The sequence below is a fragment of the Agrobacterium salinitolerans genome, assembly GCF_002008225.1.
GTDB lineage: Bacteria > Pseudomonadota > Alphaproteobacteria > Rhizobiales > Rhizobiaceae > Agrobacterium > Agrobacterium salinitolerans.
In genome coordinates, this window is sequence record NZ_MRDH01000039.1 from 51,038 (window position 1) to 69,372 (window position 18,335).

Annotated in this window: 17 protein-coding genes; 9 read left to right on the forward strand and 8 right to left on the reverse strand. The window is 59.4% G+C overall.

The features are described from left to right. The first annotated feature begins 113 nt into the window (after positions 1 to 113). From dapF to BS627_RS23020, 6 genes are all read left to right on the forward strand, one after another. Positions 114 to 1,013, forward strand: a complete 900-nt coding sequence (gene dapF, locus BS627_RS22995; protein WP_077985468.1) for a diaminopimelate epimerase — start codon at positions 114 to 116, stop codon at positions 1,011 to 1,013. Beyond that, the gene (gene mtaB / locus BS627_RS23000; RefSeq protein ID WP_077985469.1) at positions 1,010 to 2,284 is read left to right on the forward strand and encodes a tRNA (N(6)-L-threonylcarbamoyladenosine(37)-C(2))-methylthiotransferase MtaB; all 1,275 of its coding nucleotides are present in this window, start codon (positions 1,010 to 1,012) and stop codon (positions 2,282 to 2,284) included. The genes dapF and mtaB overlap by 4 nt, the downstream gene beginning before the upstream one ends. Before the next feature lie 32 nt (positions 2,285 to 2,316). Then, positions 2,317 to 3,753 (forward strand): signal recognition particle-docking protein FtsY, encoded by a 1,437-nt coding sequence (gene ftsY, locus BS627_RS23005; protein WP_077985470.1) that lies wholly within the window; start codon positions 2,317 to 2,319, stop codon positions 3,751 to 3,753. Positions 3,754 to 3,755: 2 nt separating this feature from the next. Continuing rightward, a complete protein-coding gene (locus BS627_RS23010; RefSeq protein ID WP_063951440.1) occupies positions 3,756 to 4,406 on the forward strand; it encodes a septation protein A in 651 nt (216 codons plus the stop codon). Next, the gene (locus BS627_RS23015; RefSeq protein WP_077985471.1) at positions 4,403 to 4,999 is read left to right on the forward strand and encodes a DUF2585 domain-containing protein; all 597 of its coding nucleotides are present in this window, start codon (positions 4,403 to 4,405) and stop codon (positions 4,997 to 4,999) included. The genes BS627_RS23010 and BS627_RS23015 overlap by 4 nt, the downstream gene beginning before the upstream one ends. Before the next feature lie 119 nt (positions 5,000 to 5,118). Further along, the gene (locus tag BS627_RS23020; protein ID WP_165691369.1) at positions 5,119 to 6,300 is read left to right on the forward strand and encodes a GGDEF domain-containing protein; all 1,182 of its coding nucleotides are present in this window, start codon (positions 5,119 to 5,121) and stop codon (positions 6,298 to 6,300) included. Between the two features lie 19 nt (positions 6,301 to 6,319). Here BS627_RS23020 and BS627_RS23025 read toward each other — a convergent pair whose 3' ends face one another. The 5 genes from BS627_RS23025 to ccmA all read right to left on the reverse strand — a co-directional run bounded on the left by BS627_RS23025 (position 6,320) and on the right by ccmA (position 9,256). Beyond that, on the reverse strand, positions 6,320 to 6,919 hold the full coding sequence (locus BS627_RS23025; protein WP_089153283.1) for a DsbE family thiol:disulfide interchange protein: 600 nt from the start codon (positions 6,917 to 6,919) through the stop codon (positions 6,320 to 6,322). Further along, positions 6,916 to 7,089, reverse strand: coding sequence for a heme exporter protein CcmD (gene ccmD / locus BS627_RS23030; protein WP_077985472.1), 174 nt, complete (start codon positions 7,087 to 7,089; stop codon positions 6,916 to 6,918). The genes BS627_RS23025 and ccmD overlap by 4 nt, the downstream gene beginning before the upstream one ends. Positions 7,090 to 7,093: 4 nt before the next feature. Beyond that, entirely contained in the window at positions 7,094 to 7,855 is a 762-nt protein-coding gene (locus BS627_RS23035; RefSeq protein ID WP_077985473.1) for a heme ABC transporter permease, read from the reverse strand. 74 nt (positions 7,856 to 7,929) lie between these two features. Continuing rightward, on the reverse strand, positions 7,930 to 8,589 hold the full coding sequence (gene ccmB, locus BS627_RS23040; RefSeq protein ID WP_077985474.1) for a heme exporter protein CcmB: 660 nt from the start codon (positions 8,587 to 8,589) through the stop codon (positions 7,930 to 7,932). A gap of 25 nt (positions 8,590 to 8,614) precedes the next feature. Then, entirely contained in the window at positions 8,615 to 9,256 is a 642-nt protein-coding gene (gene ccmA / locus BS627_RS23045; RefSeq protein ID WP_077985475.1) for a heme ABC exporter ATP-binding protein CcmA, read from the reverse strand. A gap of 269 nt (positions 9,257 to 9,525) precedes the next feature. Here ccmA and acnA point away from each other — a divergent pair, with 269 nt between their 5' ends. The 3 genes from acnA to BS627_RS23060 all read left to right on the forward strand — a co-directional run bounded on the left by acnA (position 9,526) and on the right by BS627_RS23060 (position 13,942). Continuing rightward, positions 9,526 to 12,219: an aconitate hydratase AcnA gene (acnA, locus tag BS627_RS23050; protein WP_077985476.1), complete on the forward strand. Its 2,694-nt coding sequence runs from the start codon at positions 9,526 to 9,528 to the stop codon at positions 12,217 to 12,219. A 188-nt stretch (positions 12,220 to 12,407) separates the two neighbouring features. Further along, positions 12,408 to 13,148, forward strand: a complete 741-nt coding sequence (locus BS627_RS23055; RefSeq protein ID WP_089153284.1) for a DUF1223 domain-containing protein — start codon at positions 12,408 to 12,410, stop codon at positions 13,146 to 13,148. A 401-nt stretch (positions 13,149 to 13,549) separates the two neighbouring features. Next, complete coding sequence (locus BS627_RS23060; RefSeq protein ID WP_077985477.1) at positions 13,550 to 13,942, forward strand: DUF2794 domain-containing protein; 393 nt, start codon at positions 13,550 to 13,552, stop codon at positions 13,940 to 13,942. Positions 13,943 to 14,066: 124 nt separating this feature from the next. On the opposite strand, the gene BS627_RS23065 is transcribed toward BS627_RS23060, so the two are convergent. From BS627_RS23065 to BS627_RS23075, 3 genes are all read right to left on the reverse strand, one after another. After that, positions 14,067 to 14,804, reverse strand: coding sequence for a Bax inhibitor-1/YccA family protein (locus BS627_RS23065; protein ID WP_077985478.1), 738 nt, complete (start codon positions 14,802 to 14,804; stop codon positions 14,067 to 14,069). A gap of 218 nt (positions 14,805 to 15,022) precedes the next feature. Continuing rightward, entirely contained in the window at positions 15,023 to 17,584 is a 2,562-nt protein-coding gene (locus tag BS627_RS23070; protein WP_077985479.1) for an ABC transporter permease, read from the reverse strand. Next, positions 17,581 to 18,291 carry an ABC transporter ATP-binding protein gene (locus BS627_RS23075; protein ID WP_077985480.1) on the reverse strand — a complete coding sequence of 237 codons (711 nt, stop codon included), beginning with the start codon at positions 18,289 to 18,291 and terminating at the stop codon, positions 17,581 to 17,583. The genes BS627_RS23070 and BS627_RS23075 overlap by 4 nt, the downstream gene beginning before the upstream one ends. Positions 18,292 to 18,335: the final 44 nt, after the last annotated feature.

The following is an 18,335-nucleotide window of genomic DNA, read 5'->3' on the forward strand; positions in this document are numbered from 1 at the left end:
CGTTTGCGCCGCAACAGTCTGGTAATTTCCCGTCCTTTCCGCCATATAGGGCGAAAGCGCGGGGAAATCCCGCATGCAACCCGGTTTTCAGGCAGTTTTCAGGTTTTAAGGCGATGGCGGACACGGTCGAATTTGCGAAGATGAACGGGCTTGGCAACAAGATCCTCGTTGTCGACATGCGCGGCCGCAAAGATATGGTGATGCCTGATGCGGCAATCGCCCTCAATTCCGATCCCGCCACGCAGTTCGACCAGATCATGGCGATCCATGATCCGCGTGTCGGCGGCACGGATGCTTACATCGATATCCTCAATTGCGATGGCACCAAGGCGCAGGCTTGCGGCAACGGCACGCGCTGCGTGGTGCAGGCGCTGTCTTCCGAAACCGGCAAGACCAGCTTCACCTTCCAGACGGTCGCCGGCATTCTGAATGCCGTCGAGCATGAAGACGGCATGATTTCGGTCGATATGGGTCAGCCCAGATTCCGCTGGAGCGACATTCCGCTGTCTGAGGAATTCCACGATACGAGCCGCATCGAATTGCAGATCGGGCCGATCGACGCGCCTATTCTGCATTCGCCGGCCGTCATGTCCATGGGCAATCCGCATGCGATTTTTTGGGTGGATCGCGATCCCATGACGTTTGATCTCGAACGTTTCGGACCGCTTCTCGAAAATCACCCGATGTTTCCGGAAAAGGCCAATATCACGCTGGCGCAGGTGATTTCCGACAGCGCGCTTCGCACCCGCACCTGGGAGCGTGGCGCCGGGCTGACGCTTGCCTGCGGTTCCGCTGCCTGTGCGTCGGCCGTTTCCGCTGCCCGTACCGGCCGCACCGGCCGAAAGGTCACCATCGATGTCGCCTCCAGCCCCATCCGTGTGCCGCTGACCATCGACTGGCGCGAGGATAACCACGTCATCATGACCGGCCCTGCCGAATGGGAATGGTCCGGTTCCGTCGATCCCGTCACGGGCGTCTGGGCGCGGGATGCGGTCGAGCGGGGGGCTGTATGAGCGGCGTCGAGGTCATAACCTTCGGCTGTCGTCTCAACACCTATGAATCGGAAGTGATGCGGGCGGAGGCCGAAAAGGCCGGGCTTAACAATGCCGTGCTGGTCAATACCTGCGCCGTGACGGGCGAGGCGGTGCGCCAGGCGCGCCAGGCCATCCGGCGTGCACGGCGCGACAATCCGCACGCGCGCATCATCGTTACCGGCTGCGCTGCCCAGACTGAAAAACAGACCTTTGCCGACATGCCCGAGGTGGATGCGGTGCTGGGCAATGAGGAAAAGCTGAAAAGCGCCTCCTATCGTGCGCTGCCCGATTTTGGCGTCTCAGCGGAAGAAAAGCTGCGCGTCAACGATATCATGAGCATCAAGGCGACCGCGCCGCAGATGGTGAAGCACATAGACGGGCACGTGCGCGCCTTCATTCAGGTGCAGAATGGCTGCGACCATCGCTGTACTTTTTGCATCATCCCCTATGGGCGCGGCAATTCGCGCTCCGTGCCGATGGGTGCGGTGGTGGATCAGGCCCGTCGGCTGACGGAGAGCGGTTATCGCGAAATCGTGCTGACCGGGGTGGATGCCACGAGCTATGGCGCGGACCTGCCGGGCGAGCCTTCCCTCGGTTATCTCGCCAAGACATTGCTGAAGCAGGTTCCGGACATCCTGCGGCTGCGGCTTTCCTCCATCGACAGTATCGAGGCCGACGGCCATCTGATGGATCTGATTGCCGACGAGCCGCGTTTCATGCCGCATCTGCACCTGTCACTCCAGCATGGCGACGACATGATCCTGAAACGCATGAAACGCCGCCATTTGCGGGCAGACGCCATTCGTTTCTGTCACGAGGTGCGGTCGCTTCGGCCGGATATCGCTTTCGGTGCGGATATGATCGCCGGTTTTCCGACAGAGACGGAAGACATGTTCGAAAACGCCGCGACGCTTGCGGAAGAATGCGGCATTTCCAGCCTGCATGTGTTTCCCTACAGCCCGCGAGCGGGTACGCCGGCGGCACGCATGCCGCAGCTTGACCGGGCTTTGGTGAAGGAGCGGGCGGCAAGGCTTCGGGAGCGCGGCGAGGCGCTGCGGTTTACGCATCTGCAAGGTATGGTCGGTTCGGCGCAGACGATCCTCGTTGAAAACAACGGTTTTGCCCATACCGACAATTTCACGCTGGTGGAGGCACCGCATCTTGCCCCGCGCACTCTTGCGCAGGTTTCGATTACCGGCCACAACGGCAAACATCTGAAGATGAAGCTTCTGGCGGCGGATGCGGCCTGAGGCGACACAAGAGAAAAGACACGGGAACGACCATGGCCCTCGGCTTCATCAAAAAAGTCTTTTCGTTCGGCAAGGACAAGGCCGAAACGGAAGAGCGGCCGCAAGAGGACGCCGCGCCTAAGCGCGACAATGAAAACGCTTCTTTCGAAGCGGCGCTAAGCGACGCCGAAGCGCATGGCCCTGTTGACAAGGACCCGGTTTCCGAACTGGAGATGGAGACGGCCGGCGGACCTGCCCCGGACGAGGCGACGGACGTGGTCCTTTCCGACGATGATGAGGAAGAGGACGCACCGCTTCTGCCCGGTGCCGAGCTTTCCGGCGATATGGGTGTAGTGCCGCTGTCGTTGCTACAGGCGGAAGCCGCCGCCGAAGAGCAGGTCGAATCTGCCCCGGAAGTAGCGGATGTCGTGTTGGATGCGGATGCGATGGATGCGCTGCTTGACGAGGCCGAAGCTGCGACCACCGCCCAGCCCGCCGCTATACCGCCAGCTCTACCGAAGGGTTTTTCGTCCGCCAGTGAGCGGGAGGAGCCTGCCCCTGCGGCACCGCAGGTAAAACTGACATGGTTTCAGCGCCTGCGGGCAGGGCTTGCCCGCACGTCGTCGCAGCTGACCACACAGATTTCGGCACTCTTCACCAAACGCAAGCTGGATGAGGATACGCTCGACGAGCTGGAAGATCTTCTCATCCAGTCCGATCTCGGGGTCGAGACCGCCATGCGCATCACCGGCGCCCTGTCTTCGGAACGCTACGGCAAGGATGTCAGCGGCGAGGATGTGGCGCGCATCATGGCGGGCGAGATCACCAAGGTCCTTAAGCCTGTCGCCAAGCCGCTGGAGCTCGATCTTTCACACAAGCCGCATGTCATCCTCGTCGTCGGTGTGAACGGTACGGGCAAGACGACGACCATCGGCAAGCTTGCCGCCAAGCTTTCCGGCTCGGGCCTCAAGGTGATGCTGGCGGCCGGCGATACGTTCCGCGCGGCGGCGATCGAGCAGCTCAAGATTTGGGCGGACCGCACCGGCTCTGAATTCATCGGCACCAAGCTCGGTGCGGATGCGGCCGGTCTTGCCTACGACGCTTATGAGCAGGCGCGGGCGCAGAAAAGCGATGTGCTCATCATCGATACGGCCGGCCGCCTGCAGAACAAGACGGAACTCATGGCGGAGCTGGAAAAGATCGTGCGCGTGCTCGGCAAGCTCGATCCGGATGCGCCGCATACCGTGTTGCAGACGCTGGATGCGACGACGGGCCAGAACGCCATGAACCAGGTGGAAATATTCCGTAATGTCGCGGGCGTTTCGGGCCTGATTATGACAAAATTGGATGGCACGGCGCGGGGCGGTATCCTCGTCGCCATCGCCGCCAAACACAAGCTGCCGGTCTATTTCATCGGTGTGGGTGAAGGTGTTGATGATCTGGAGCCCTTCGAGGCGGAAGATTTCGCCAAGGCCATTGCGGGAGTTTGAGTATGGATATTGAAAGCAATTCCAAGGAAAGCGAAAAGATGGTGGCGGAAATCAGTCCGCTCCTGAAATTCGTGCTCGAGCTTGGCCCGCTTGTCGTTTTCTTTTTCGCCAATTCGCGTGGCGAATGGCTTGCAACCACTTTTCCGGTCCTGACAGAGTTCGGTGGCCCGATTTTCATTGCCACCGGCCTGTTTATGATCGCGACGGCGATTGCGCTTTCCGTTTCCTGGGTCCTGACGCGCAAACTGCCGATTATGCCGCTGATATCAGGCATCGTGGTGTTCGTTTTCGGTGCGCTGACATTGTGGTTGCAGAACGATACTTTCATCAAGATGAAGCCGACCATCGTCAACACGCTGTTTGGTGTCATTCTGCTGGGTGGCCTGTTCTTCGGGCAGTCTTTGCTGGGTTACGTCTTCAATTCCGCCTTCAAGCTGACGGATGAGGGTTGGCGCAAGCTGACGCTGCGCTGGGGCATCTTTTTCCTTTTTCTGGCGGTGCTGAACGAAGTTGTATGGCGAATGTTCTCTACAGACACCTGGGTGGCCTTTAAGGTCTGGGGCACCATGCCAATCACCATCATCTTCACCATGGCGCAGATGCCGCTCGTCATGCGCCATTCGGTCGAGCCGCTGAACAAGGACGAAAAATGACAGTTGCGGAGATGCCGGCTTCCCGTTCGCGTTCGCTCAAATGGTTCGGCGTGGCCGCCGGCCTGCTTCTCCTGCAAATCGTCATTCTCTACGCCATGGGCCGCATTCCGATCTGCGAATGCGGTTATGTGAAGCTGTTCGAGCCGGGCGTGAACACACCGGGCAATTCCCAGCATCTGGCCGACTGGTATACGCCCTCGCATATCATTCACGGGTTCCTGTTTTACTGGTTCGCGTGGCTGTTGTTCCGCAACAAACCGTTTTCCATGCGGCTTTCTTTTGCGGTTCTGGTGGAGGCGGCGTGGGAAATTCTCGAAAATTCGCCTATTATCATTGATCGCTACCGCACGGCGACCATGGCGCTGGGTTATACCGGCGACAGCATCCTGAATTCGGCGATGGATACGGTTTTCATGGCGCTGGGTTTCCTCTTTGCCGCCCGCGTACCGGTATGGCTGACGGTCGTGATCGCCATCTTCTTCGAAATCTTCACCGGCTGGCTGATCCGCGATAATCTCACGCTGAACGTGGTGATGCTGGTCTGGCCCGTCGAAGCGATCAAGGAATGGCAGAACGCGCTCCCGCAAATGTGAAGCGGCCCATTGGAATTCCAGCCGGAAAGCCGCAAAAGCATCTCTTTATTGGGAGGTTTTCTTAATGGCGTTCCGCTAACCTTCGCGTACAAAGCTCGTCCCTTTCCCGGCAGACCCCGTTGCAAGATAATTTCGCCTATCTTCTTCCCTTCATCATGCTGACATTCGGCGTGGTGTTCCTGTTCCTGCAAAGGATCGGCCACGCTTCGGCTCGCTATTGGGGTATCGGATATCTTGCGGCGGCTTTTGGTTTCGCCACACCTCTGGTGCTTGGCGGCCTGCCTTTCGAAGTCCAGGCGATCCTCTCCAATCTGCTGTTCTTCTCCGCCTTCTTCTTTTATGGCCACGCTCTGCTCACCCATTTCGAACGGCCGCTTTATACCAAGGCGCGGCTGTCGATCGTGGCGGTGGCGGTATTGCTGGTCTCGTTCCATGTTTTCGTCACGCCGGATCTGAAACGCGAACTCGTCATAGGCGATCTCGTCTGCGCCCTGCTGCTCGCCTTTCCGGTCTGGCTCGTGCGCAAGCGGCCGGCTGCGCTTGCCGATAGGCTGATGGTGACCATCGCCTCGCTCGTGGTGCTGGAAACGCTGGTGCGTATCGGCATGCTGCTGGTGATGACGCCGGGTGGCTCTATGGTCGAGCTCAGCGAATTCTTCGAGTCGGACTATGCTTTTTACATGCAGCTTGCCGCCAGCATCTTCGGCTTTCTGCTGGCGTTGTCGGTGCTTGCGAGCCAGATTTCCGTCACCGTCGACCGTCACCAGCATGCGGCGGAACATGATCCGCTGACGGACGTGTTAAATCGCCGCGGTTTCGACCGGCGCGTTCCCGATTTTCGCAACGATACGCCAGAAGGCGTGATCATCGCCTGTGACATAGACCACTTCAAGCGCATCAACGATGTCTACGGTCATGCGGCTGGCGATATCGTGCTCATCGGCCTTGCCGATCTCCTCAGGCGAAACGCGCCCGAGGATGCGCTGGTGGCGCGTTTCGGTGGTGAAGAATTCGTGGTCTTCCTGCCCGGACAAACTGCTGCTGCGGCCGGCCAGCTTGCCAATGGCATGCGTACGGGTCTTTCGTCTCTCGACTGGCGCAACCGCGGCGTCGCCAGCCAGATCACCGCAAGCTTCGGCGTCTCGGCTGTTGCGAGGGGAGACCATTCCATTCACGATGCCATCAAGCGGGCCGACGACAGTCTTTATGCCGCAAAGCGCGGCGGTCGCGATCAGGTCGTGCTGGAAGGCATACGTTTGCCTGCGGAAGGGCCTGCGCTCCGGGTCATTGCCAAGGCGTAACATCCTTCTGGCGCGGCGGCTATTTTCCTGTCGCCGCTGCGATGGCCGGCAGCAGGTCTCGCTCTATGCTACGGGCGTCGAAGGGACCGACCTTTTTATAAAGGATCGTGCCATCGGCGCCGACCAGGTAACTTTCGGGAATGCCATAAACACCCCAGTCAATTGCCGCCTTGCCGTTCGGATCGACGCCTATTGCGGCAAATGGATTACCGAGTTCGCCGAGGAAGCGCAGCGCATTGTCCGATTTGTCCTTGTAGTTGATGCCGACGACGGTGATGCGGTTATCCTTTGACAATTCCTGAAGCAGCGGGTGCTCCTGCCGGCAGGGAATGCACCAGGAAGCGAAGACATTGACCAGTGTCAGCTTGCCCTTGATAGCGGCATCGGTCAGCGCCGGAAGGTTCGAGCCCTCCAGTGGCGGCAGCGACAGGGCGGGGGCCTTGGTGCCGATGAGTGCGGAAGGAATGGCGCTGATATCCAGGCCATTCACGTCCTGATCGTAGAGCATCTTGCCGGCGACAAGGGCAAAACCACCAAACAGCAGAAGCGGCAGCAGCGCCAGCGCATAACGGCTGCGGCCTGTTGTTTTGGCCTTGGTGTCGTGGTCGGCCTGCGTCATTGCGCATCACCTGCGGAAGCGCTTCTCGCCCTGCGGCGCACGCCGGATGCTTCGAGTTGCTTCAGTTCCCGTTTGCGTGCCTGGCCGTCCATAACGACCCAGGCGATGAGACAGAGAACGACAAGGCCGGTCGCTGCATAGGACATGCCGATATAAAAGGCGTGTGTCATCACCTCAGCCCTCCCGGTTGACCATGCGCGCGGCAAGCCGCCGCTGCGCGGCCACGCGCCTGCGCCAGATTTCATTGCGCATTGCGGCAATGTGCAAGGTGAAGAACAGTAGCGTGAAACCGATCGCCATGGTCAGAAGAGGCCACAGAAACTCCGCATCGATGGCGGAACCGCCCATGCGGATGACGCTTGCCGGCTGGTGCAGCGTATTCCACCACTCGACCGAAAACTTGATGATCGGAATATTCACGAAACCGACGAGGATCAGCACGGCGCTGACGCGGGCGGCTCTCGACGGGTCATCCATGGCGCGGTTGAGCGCTATCAGTCCGAGATACATCAGGAAAAGCACAAAAACGGAGGTGAGCCGCGCATCCCAAACCCACCAGGTTCCCCACATGGGCTTGCCCCAGAGCGAGCCGGTGATGAGCGCAATCAGCGTGAATGCAGCACCGATGGGGGCGGCGGCCTTGTGGCTGACATCCGCCAGCGGGTGACGCCAGACGAGGGTGCCGATTGCGGAGACCGCCATGACCGAATAACACATCATTGCGAGCCAGGCGGACGGCACGTGCACATACATGATGCGCACGGTGTAACCCTGCTGATAGTCACCTTCTGACGTGAAGGAGAGATAGAGGCCGGCGGCCAGCACCAGCGCCGTGAGCACAGCGAGCCAGGGCAGAATGCGCGCCGCCAGCGCCAGAAACCGGGTAGGGTTGGCGAGATCGCTGAATTTGGTGATGGTGAAGGTCTGCTCGTTCATGCCGTTTGTGTAACCCGAGAATGGCCGCCCCGCAATTGATCCCTGTCAACAGGGGATCGTGCATTGCAGTTTCGTCAATCCATACCATTGCGCAGTGCCAAAGCGGCGAAGAAAGGGCCGGTCACGGCTGAAAATAACGTGATCGCACACAGAATGAGGAATGGCGGCATGAAGGGCGCCGGATCCTGCACTGCCGCATAGGAGGCGCTGACGCCGAAGATCAGCACGGGAATGGCGAGCGGCAGCACGAGGATGGAAACCAGAAGCCCACCGCGCGGCAATGCGACCGCGACCGCCGCGCCCACCGCGCCGATGAACGTGATGGCGGGCGAGCCGACAAAAAGTGTGAGCATCACGGCACCGATCGCCACCTCGTCCATGTTCATGAACAGGCCGAGCAATGGCGACGCCAGCACCAGCGGCAGGCCGGTCGTGACCCAATGCGCCAAGCATTTGACGAAAACCGTCAGCACAAGCGGGGTTTCCTGCATCAGGATCAAATCGAGGGAGCCGTCATCCCGCTCGGCCTGGAACAGCCGGTCGAGGCCGAGAAGGGCGGACAGAAGCGCGCCGATCCAGACGATGGCCGGGCCGATGCGCGCGAGCAGGTTGAGATCAGGACCGACGCCGAAGGGGATGACGGCAACCACTGTCATGAAGAATAGCACGCCGATCATCGCGCCGCCGCCGGCGCGGATGGAGAGTTTGATATCGCGGAGGAAGAGGGCGGTCATTGGGTATGCCCCGCGCGCAAACCGTTCATGGCCAAGCCTCCACACCCGCAAAACCCGTCATCTGCAATTCACGCGCTTTCTCTAGCCCCAAAGACTGATGGGTCGCAGCCAGGACAATCCCGCCTTTCCCCAAATGGCTTTTGACGAGATCGGTAAACATCCCGTCCGCAGCTTTGTCGAGCGCCGCCGTCGGCTCATCGAGTATCCACACCGGTCGCCATGCAATCAAAAGCTTTGCCATGGCAAAACGGCGCTGCTGGCCGGCGGAGAGATAACCGAAGGGCAGGTGGGTAATGCCGGCAAGGCCAACGATCTCCGCTGCCTCATCAATCATCATGCCCGTGCCGCCGGCAAAGTCGCCGAGGAATTCCTTCCAGAAGCGCAGGTTTTCCGAAACGGTCAGTTCGGTTTTCATGGCATTGCGATGGCCGAGATAATGGCAAGCCTCTGACGGCCGCATCTCCTCATCAACCCCTTCGCCGGCTATCTTTACGCTGCCTTGTTCGGGGCGCAGTAGGCCGGCGACTGTCCGCAGGAGAGTGGATTTTCCCGAGCCGTTGCGGCCGGTCAGCACCAGAGCCTCTCCATCGCTTAACTTGAAGGAAATGTTCATGAATATGAAATCTTCGCCGCGTCGCACGCCAAGATTTTCCGCCGTCAAATCCATGCTGCGATTCCGTTTCAGATTTCGTCGTCTCGATAAAAAAATCGATTAGCTTCGTGGAATGGTCTGGCACGTTTCTCCGAAATTATCTATATGGGTGTCAACCACGCCAGCGGCCGGCGTGAACATCATCTTGCGCCGGACTTGACGATTGCGAGGAGCAATTTTCACGTGCGGACAGCGGAAATGGTCGTACCCGCATCCTGATGTGCATGAGTGCATAGGTGTCCGCACGAACGTGTTGGCTATCAGTGTAAGCGGGGTTTTAATCCATGCCCAAGTCACTCGACAGTTTTCAATGTCGTTCCGTCCTTACCGTTGATGGTAAGGACTATGTCTATTTCAGCCTTCCCAAGGCTGAAGCCAATGGCCTGAAGGGCGTTTCCAAGCTGCCCTATTCCATGAAGGTTCTGTTGGAAAATCTGCTGCGTTTCGAGGACGGCCAGTCCGTCACCAAGGAGCATATCCTTGCGGTTTCCGAATGGCTTGGTAACAAGGGCCTGACCGAAACCGAAATTGCCTACCGCCCCGCCCGCGTTCTCATGCAGGACTTCACCGGTGTTCCCGCCGTGGTTGACCTCGCCGCCATGCGCGACGGTATCAAGGCTCTCGGTGGCGATCCGGAAAAGATCAATCCGCTGGTGCCCGTCGATCTCGTCATCGACCACTCTGTTATCGTTGATGAATTCGGCACGCCGAATGCTTTTGCCCGCAACGTCGAACTCGAATATGAGCGCAACGGCGAGCGTTACCGCTTCCTCAAGTGGGGCCAGCAGGCGTTCAAGAACTTCCGCGTTGTCCCGCCCGGCACCGGCATCTGTCACCAGGTCAACCTCGAATATCTCGGCCAGACCGTCTGGACGAAGGAAGAGGATGGCGAGACGATCGCTTATCCGGATACCTGCGTCGGTACGGATTCGCATACCACGATGATCAATGGTCTCGGTGTTCTCGGCTGGGGCGTCGGTGGTATCGAGGCTGAAGCTGCCATGCTCGGCCAGCCGGTTTCCATGCTTCTGCCTGAGGTCATCGGCTTCAAGCTGACCGGCAAGGTGAAGGAAGGCGTCACCGCGACCGACCTCGTTCTGACCGTTGTGCAGATGCTGCGCAAGAAGGGCGTGGTTTCGAAGTTCGTCGAATTCTTCGGCCCCGGCCTCGATTCGATGTCTTTGGCCGACCGTGCAACCATCGGCAATATGGGCCCGGAATATGGCGCGACCTGCGGCTTCTTCCCGGTTGATGGTGAAACCATCAATTACCTGACCATGTCCGGCCGCGCAAAGGACCGTATCGCGCTCGTCGAAGCCTATTCCAAGGCGCAGGACATGTGGCGCACCGGCGATGGTTCCGACCTCGTGTTCACCGACACGCTGGAACTCGATCTTGGCGATGTCGTGCCCTCCATGGCCGGACCGAAGCGTCCGGAAGGCCGCCTGCCGCTCGAAACCATCGCGCCGAATTTCGCGACGGCTCTCGAGAACGACTACAAGAAGCCCGGCCAGCTCCACAGCCGCTATGCGGTTGAGGGCGAGGAGTTCGATCTCGGTCACGGCGATGTGGCTATTGCCGCCATCACGTCGTGCACGAACACGTCCAACCCCTCCGTTCTTATTGCCGCCGGCCTTCTCGCCCGTAATGCGGTCGCCAAAGGGCTGAAGTCCAAGCCATGGGTGAAGACCTCGCTGGCACCGGGAAGCCAGGTCGTTGCCGAATATCTCGACAAATCAGGTCTGCAGAAGGATCTCGATGCGATCGGTTTCAACCTCGTCGGTTTCGGCTGCACCACCTGCATCGGCAATTCCGGTCCGCTGCCGCCTGCGATCTCCAAGACGATCAACGACAAGGGCCTGATCACCGCCGGTGTTCTCTCGGGCAATCGCAACTTCGAAGGTCGTATTTCGCCTGACGTTCAGGCGAACTATCTGGCCTCGCCGCCGCTCGTCGTCGCCTATGCCCTTGCCGGCTCGGTCCAGAAGGATCTGACCAAGGAGCCGATCGGCGACGATCAGAACGGCAATCCGGTCTACCTCAAGGATATCTGGCCGACCTCCAAGGAAATCCAGGAATTCATCCTGAAATACGTCACCCGTGAGCTTTACGAAACGAAGTATGCCGACGTGTTCAAGGGCGATGCGAACTGGCAGGCCGTTCAGGTTCCGCCGGGCCAGACCTATGCCTGGGACGACCAGTCCACCTATGTTCAGAACCCGCCCTATTTTGTTGGCATGGGTAAAAAGGGCTCGGGCCTCAAGAACATCAAGGGCGCGCGCGTCCTCGGTCTCTTCGGCGACAAGATCACCACCGACCATATTTCTCCGGCCGGTTCGATCAAGGCCGCTTCGCCTGCCGGTGCCTATCTGACGGAGCATGGCGTCGCTGTTGCGGACTTCAACCAATATGGTACGCGTCGTGGCAACCACGAAGTGATGATGCGTGGCACCTTTGCCAATATCCGCATCCGCAACCACATGCTCGGCCCGAACGGCAAGGAAGGTGGCTACACCATCCACTATCCGTCCAAGGAAGAGATGTCGATCTATGACGCGGCCATGAAGTACAAGGCCGAGGGTGTTCCGCTCGTCATCTTCGCCGGTGTCGAATATGGTAACGGCTCGTCCCGCGACTGGGCGGCCAAGGGCACCAACCTGCTTGGCGTCAAGGCCGTCATTGCGCAGTCCTTCGAACGTATTCACCGTTCGAACCTGGTCGGCATGGGCGTCGTTCCCTTCGTCTTCGAGGAAGGCACGACTTGGGCGAGCCTGGACCTCAAGGGCGATGAAATCGTCGAGATCGATGGTCTCGAAGGTGAAATCAAGCCGCGTGAAAAGAAGATCGCCAAGATCACCTATAGCGATGGGTCGGTGAAGGAAGTTCCGCTTCTTTGCCGCATCGATACGCTTGATGAGGTGATCTACATGAACAATGGCGGCATTCTGCAGACCGTTCTGCGCGATCTGGCCGCTTAATACTTTGACGATCGAAGGCGTCGGGAGAAATCCCGGCGCCTTTCATTTTGCGGTCTCTTTTTTTGTGATTGTCGCTCACCCCTTCGTGACTTTCTATTGAAGGGCGTTAGACGTTATTTTCCGGTTTGCATCCGGCAGGATTGATCGCATCAATTCGTCTGGATCTCTTCCGGACAAAGGTTTTTGTAATGCCGCTGAAATTCCCTCTGTCGATATGCCTTCTCGGCACGTTTCTCGTCACCTCCGCGCAGGCGCAGGAGGCCGTGAAGGGCGTCGTCGAATTGTTCACCTCGCAGGGATGCTCATCCTGCCCGCCGGCGGATGAAGCCCTGCGCAAGATGATCCAGAAGGGCGATGTCGTCGGTCTTTCTTACCATGTCGATTATTGGAACTATCTCGGCTGGACCGATTCGCTGGCATCCAAGGAAAATACCGAACGGCAATATGGTTACATGCGCGCACTTGGCCGCAACGGGGTCTATACGCCGCAGGCCATTTTGAACGGCCGCGACCACGTCAAGGGTGCGGATGTGCGGGGCATCTATGACAGGCTGGATGCATTCAAGCGCGAAGGCCAGGGACTAAACGTGCCGGTCTCGTCGAAATTTGCCGGTGACGAGGTGGAGATCGATATTGGCGCTGGCAGCGGCAAGGCCGATGTCGTCGTTGCGTATTTCACGCGCGAGCAGACCGTGGATGTGCAGAAGGGCGAAAACCAGGGGAAAAAAATGTCCTACTGGCACAGCGTCTATGATGTGCAGACAGTCGGCATGTGGGATGGTTCGCCAATGACGGTGAAGCTTCCGGCGAGCGTGGTGGCCAAGGTGAAAAAGGGCGGCTGCGCCGTGCTTTTGCAGACAGCCAACGCCGGTGGCGATCCCGCGGCAATCGTCGGCGCCAGTATCCTGCTTGGAAATGAAAACCCTTGATCGCCGGTAAGGCGATGGAAGATCCGGTCCGGGCATTGGGGGCTGGGGGTAAAGGGTCAATGCACCGGACCGGGTCATCTTGGTGCCTAGGCATCAATTGACAATAGGACTATTCCACCCAATTCAGGCCATGGTTTGACCGAAATACGGCAGCCTACGCGAAAATGGCTGCCTAAATGGTTACCATTTTTAACCCCTGCTTTTGCAGTTGGCAGCGCTTGTCCGAGAAACGGCGGGCGCAGTTCTGCGCTGCCGTCTTCCGGTTCCGCTGCGCATCGAAGGCTTGTCAAACCCTGCCCGGAATTCCCCTGTCCTGTACGCCATGCCGGTGCAAAGACTTGCAATTTCGCCCTCTCAGGCTCACACTGCACGGATGATTTGGGTGGAATCGGAGGTATTGGATGACCGATCAACCGGATGTGCGGCAGGTGCAGACCGCTTCACGTGACAATTCCACCGTCATCGATCTCCGCGAATATAAAAAGAACAAGGACCCTTTGCCGGTCACCTTTCACCGCCGCGAGCTGGATGCGATTCTGCGCATCTATGGCCGCATGGTGGGAGAGGGCGAATGGCGTGACTACGCCATCGATCACCTGAAGGAAAAAGCAGTGTTTTCCGTCTTCAAGCGCTCAGGTGAAATGCCGCTTTTCAGGATCGAGAAAAACCCCAAGCTGGCGGCGAAACAGGGTGCTTATTGCGTGGTGAATACGGATGGCCGCATTTTAAAACGTGGGCATGAGTTGCCGCAAGTTCTGAAGGTCTTCGACAAGGTTTTGAAGCTCATCGAATGAGCTTTCGCAAAAGCGATCGCCCGCAGGGACGGGACGCTCTGGCGGATAAGGGTGAGGAATCTTCCCAAATAAAAAGGCGGCCGACGGGCCGCCTTTCGTGTGTCTGGCAATCGAACCCTTAACCTTAGTCGTCGCGGTTTCCGAGGAACTGCAGGAGGAAGGTGAAGAGGTTGATGAAGTCGAGATAGAGCGTCAGTGCGCCCATGATCGCCTTGCGGCCGGCGACGGCAACATCGTCAGCATCGAAATACATTTCCTTGATCTTCTGGGTATCGTAGGCGGTGAGGCCTGCAAATATCAGCACCCCGATCGCGGAAATTGCGAACTGCAGAGCGGACGACGCAAGGAAGATGTTGACGATCGACGCGATGATCAAGCCGAACAGGCCCATGATCAGGAACGAACCGAGGCCCGACAGATCTTTCTTCGTGGTGTAGCCGTAGAGCGAAAGCGCACCGAACGATGCAGCCGTTACGAAGAACGTCTGCACGATGCTCTGGCCGGTGTAGACCAAGAAGATCGAGGAGAGCGAAACGCCCATCAGCGCAGCGTAGACCCAGAAGGTGGTCTGGGCGGCGGACACGCTCATGTTCTGGATACGGAAGCTAAGGAAGAAGACCAGCGCCAGCGGTGCGAGCATCACAACCCAACGCAGCGGCGACGCGAAAAGCAGCTGGGCAAAAGCCGGGTTCGAAGCAGCAAGCGTATAGGTGCCAAATGCCGCGACGCCGGTGATGACCAGAGCCAGCGCCATCAGGTTATAAACCTTCAGCATATAGGCGCGAAGACCTTCATCGATCATCGCACCAGACTGTGCACGCGTCTGCGCCATGCGGTTCTGGTAGTTATTGAAGTCAGCCATTGTTTCCTCTTTTGAGCTCCGTGATTGCTACGGTGTCGGGATACCTCCCGGGCGCCGCTGCGGAGCTTCAGCAAGCCTACTCACGAATATGATGGCAGATCGTGTCCGATACAAGGCCCTTTCCCGTCGAAAAGACACCATATGCGCGAAAAGCGCTCACGTTTTGGCGATCATTACAAAGAATTAATCGTTAAAGTTAAGCGGCGTACAACCGACGATCATTCGCCTGCCTGCCGGAGAACCGGGGCTGCCTTCTGCCCGAGAATCCGCCATGTGCCGATGAGACCGATGCCCACCGTCATGACGAGGGCGACGACGAGGGTTCCGATCGCCACATCCGGCAGGAAGCTGGAGGGCAGCTTCATGATACGGGCAATCACGAACCATGCGGAGACGCCGCCGGCGAAAAGCGCGAAGACAGCGGTGGCGAGGCCGAGCATCATATATTCATAGGAGAAAGCGCGGATGAGCAGGTTTCGTGTGCCGCCCAGCGTTTTCAGGATGACCGCGTCATGAGTACGGGCGCGGTTTCCGGCGGCAAGAGCGCCGGCAAGGACCAGGACGGAGGCGATGAGCGCAACGGCCGCAGCGGCGCGAATGGCGGTGGCGAGTTGGCCGACAAGCCGGTTGACGACATCGAGCGCGTCCTTCACGCGCACGCTGGTGATCGTTGGATAAGTGTTGGTGACGGCTCGCAATATGCGGCCCTCGTCGCTGGCGGTTGCGGAAGGATCGGCAAGGGTCGCAAGCCAGGCATGCGGTGCGCCGCGGAAGGTATTGGGCGAAAACACCATGACGAAATTGATTGAGAGGGATTCCCATTCGACATTACGCAGATTGGCGATCTTGGCCGTGATGCTGCGGCCGAGCACGTTGACGGTAACCGTGTCGCCAATCTTGAGACCCAGTTCTCCAGCTTCCTCGGATGCGAAGGAAACCAGCGGCTCGCCGCTATAGTCCGGCCCCCACCAGCTTCCTTCTGTCAGAGTCGCATTTTCGGGAATATCCTGCGAATAGGTAATGCCCCGGTCGCCGCGCAGCACCCAGCGCCCGGCCGGAGGCACCTCCATCTTCGTGACGTCCTCGCCGTTGAGCGCCAGGATGCGGCCGCGCAGCATCGGCACTTCTGTCAGCGCGCCTTCCGGCGCTTCCTGTTTCAGAAGATCGCGGAAGCCCTGAAGTTCGCTGCCCTGAATATCCACGAAGAAGAAATTCGGTGCGCGGTCCGGCAGGCTGTCCGTCAATTCGCGACGCAGATTGCCGTCGATCAGCGTCAGCGTCACGAGCAGGGTCAGGCCGAGGCCGAGCGAAAGAACGACGGAGGGGGTGAGCGCGCCTGGCCGGTGGATATTGCCGATCGCCAGCCTGAGCGCAGCCGAATGAACGCGCGGGCTGCGCTTGGCGATGGCCTTGACGCCGGAGGCAACGAACCTCAGCACCATGAACGCAAAAGCGATGGCCGCCAGGAAGACCGAGGCGATGAAGCGGTCTTCCGCAGAAAAGATGGCAAGGGCGGCGAGCGCCGCCAGCAGCAGGCCGGTTGCTACCAGATAGGGCCAGGATGGCCAGCTTCCCTCCTCGAAACCCTGTTCGCGGAAAAGCGCCGTTGCCGGCACCTCGCGCGCTTGGCCAAGGGGTACGATGGCGAAAGCGAGCGTCGTCAGGAGACCGAACAGGGCGGCAAGGCCGAGAGCGCCGGGATAAAAGGCAAGCTCCTTCGGCACGGGCAATACGCCCTCCAGAAACCGCATGGCGATAAGCGGCGCGACGGCGCCGACGACAAGGCCGATGACGATGCCGACGGCGGCGATGAAGGCGATCTGGAAGAGATAGGTCATGGTGACCACCGAGGCCGGCGCACCCAGGCATTTCAGCGAGGCGATGGTGGTACGTTTAGAATCCAGAAAGGCGCGAACGGCATTGGCGACGCCGACCCCGCCAACGATGAGCGCGGTGAGGCCCACCAGCGTCAGGAATTGCGAGAAGCGATTGACGTTTTCGGTGAGCGATGGGGCCGCCCGGTCACTGGTGCGGATGGACCAGCCGGCATCGGGAAAGGCCTTGTTGGCCGCATCGGTCATCGTCGACCGTGCCGAAGGATCGTTCAGCCTGATCTTGTAGGCATGTTCGACAAGACTCCCGTTCTGAACGAGACCCGAGGCGAAAAGGGCGTCGCGACTGACCATCAGTCGTGGAGCAAAACCGAAACCGTCGGACAGAGCATCCGGCTCGTCGACCACGGTGCCGGTCAGTTTCAGCTTCACATTACCGAGCAGGATTTCATCGCCGACCTTGATGCCGAGCCGTTCCAGCAGAAGCGGCGCGGCGATGGCGCCATAGGTGTCGCCGTTCCCGGCCAGAAGTTCGCTCAGCGGTCGGTTCGGCTCGGCCACGAAAGTTCCATAGAGCGGGTAGGCGCCGTCAATGGCCTTCACTTCCGTCAGGGTCTGTTCAGACCCATCGGCAAGGCGCGCCATGGAACGCAGCCCGGTGGAAACCGCGACGGTACCAAGGCGGTCGAGATAGGCCCGTTCCTCCTGCGTCGCCTCCCTGTTGCGCAGCTCGAAACGGACGTCTCCGGCGAGGATCGACTGGCCTTCGGTGGCTATGGCGCTAGTGACTGCGCGTGACACGGAATTGACGGCGGCTATGGCACCGGTTCCGAGCGCAATGCAGGCAAGGAAAATGTAAAAGCCGCGCAGGCCGCCACGAATTTCGCGGCGCGCAAGCCTCATGGCGTTTCTTATATTGGCGAAAGAGGGGAAAATGGAGCCGATCATGCCGATACCGCCCGCGCCATCTGGGGACGGGCGCTGTCGCCCTCAATCTCGCCGGATCGCACCTTGATCTGCCGTGAGCACCGGGCGGCAAGCGACGGATCATGGGTGACGAGGATCATCGTCATGCCCCGTTCGGCCTGCTTGGCAAAGAGAAGATCGGCGATTTGCCTGCCGGTATCGGTATCGAGGTTGCCGGTCGGTTCGTCGGCGATCAGTACGGCCGGCGAAGGGGCAAGCGCGCGGGCGATGGCGACACGCTGCTGTTCGCCGCCGGAGAGCTGGCCGGGATAATGGCTCAGGCGCTCGCTGAGACCGACAGCGACGAGCTCGCGTCTGGCGATCTCGAACGGGTTTGGAACATTGGCCAGTTCCAGCGGAACGGCGACATTTTCGAGCGCCGTCATATTGGCGATGAGATGGAAGGACTGGAAGACAATGCCGATATTCCGGCCGCGGAAATCCGCCAGCGCATCTTCGCCGAGCTTGTGCAGTTCGGTGTCGGCAATGATGATTTCGCCGCTATCGAGCCTCTCGAGACCGGCAAGCACCATCAGAAGCGTCGACTTTCCCGATCCGGAGGGGCCGACGATACCAACCGCCTCGCTCTCTCCGATTGAAAGATCGATGTTCTTGAGAACGTGAACGGAGGCGGCGGCATTGCCGAGCGTGAGGTCGGCTTTCTTCAGCTCTATGATGCTTTTCGTCACAATTCTCGTTCCTATATAGGGTGATGAAAACGGTCTGGCGCTCG

Coding starts and splice junctions, on each gene's coding strand:
- dapF (WP_077985468.1), top strand. CDS start 114: ATGGCGGACACGGTCGAATTTGCGAAGATGAACGGGCTTGGCAACAAG.
- mtaB (WP_077985469.1), top strand. CDS start 1,010: ATGAGCGGCGTCGAGGTCATAACCTTCGGCTGTCGTCTCAACACCTAT.
- ftsY (WP_077985470.1), top strand. CDS start 2,317: ATGGCCCTCGGCTTCATCAAAAAAGTCTTTTCGTTCGGCAAGGACAAG.
- BS627_RS23010 (WP_063951440.1), top strand. CDS start 3,756: ATGGATATTGAAAGCAATTCCAAGGAAAGCGAAAAGATGGTGGCGGAA.
- BS627_RS23015 (WP_077985471.1), top strand. CDS start 4,403: ATGACAGTTGCGGAGATGCCGGCTTCCCGTTCGCGTTCGCTCAAATGG.
- BS627_RS23025 (WP_089153283.1), bottom strand. CDS start 6,919: ATGACGCAGGCCGACCACGACACCAAGGCCAAAACAACAGGCCGCAGC.
- ccmD (WP_077985472.1), bottom strand. CDS start 7,089: ATGACACACGCCTTTTATATCGGCATGTCCTATGCAGCGACCGGCCTT.
- BS627_RS23035 (WP_077985473.1), bottom strand. CDS start 7,855: ATGAACGAGCAGACCTTCACCATCACCAAATTCAGCGATCTCGCCAAC.
- ccmB (WP_077985474.1), bottom strand. CDS start 8,589: ATGACCGCCCTCTTCCTCCGCGATATCAAACTCTCCATCCGCGCCGGC.
- ccmA (WP_077985475.1), bottom strand. CDS start 9,256: ATGGATTTGACGGCGGAAAATCTTGGCGTGCGACGCGGCGAAGATTTC.
- acnA (WP_077985476.1), top strand. CDS start 9,526: ATGCCCAAGTCACTCGACAGTTTTCAATGTCGTTCCGTCCTTACCGTT.
- BS627_RS23055 (WP_089153284.1), top strand. CDS start 12,408: ATGCCGCTGAAATTCCCTCTGTCGATATGCCTTCTCGGCACGTTTCTC.
- BS627_RS23060 (WP_077985477.1), top strand. CDS start 13,550: ATGACCGATCAACCGGATGTGCGGCAGGTGCAGACCGCTTCACGTGAC.
- BS627_RS23065 (WP_077985478.1), bottom strand. CDS start 14,804: ATGGCTGACTTCAATAACTACCAGAACCGCATGGCGCAGACGCGTGCA.
- BS627_RS23070 (WP_077985479.1), bottom strand. CDS start 17,584: ATGATCGGCTCCATTTTCCCCTCTTTCGCCAATATAAGAAACGCCATG.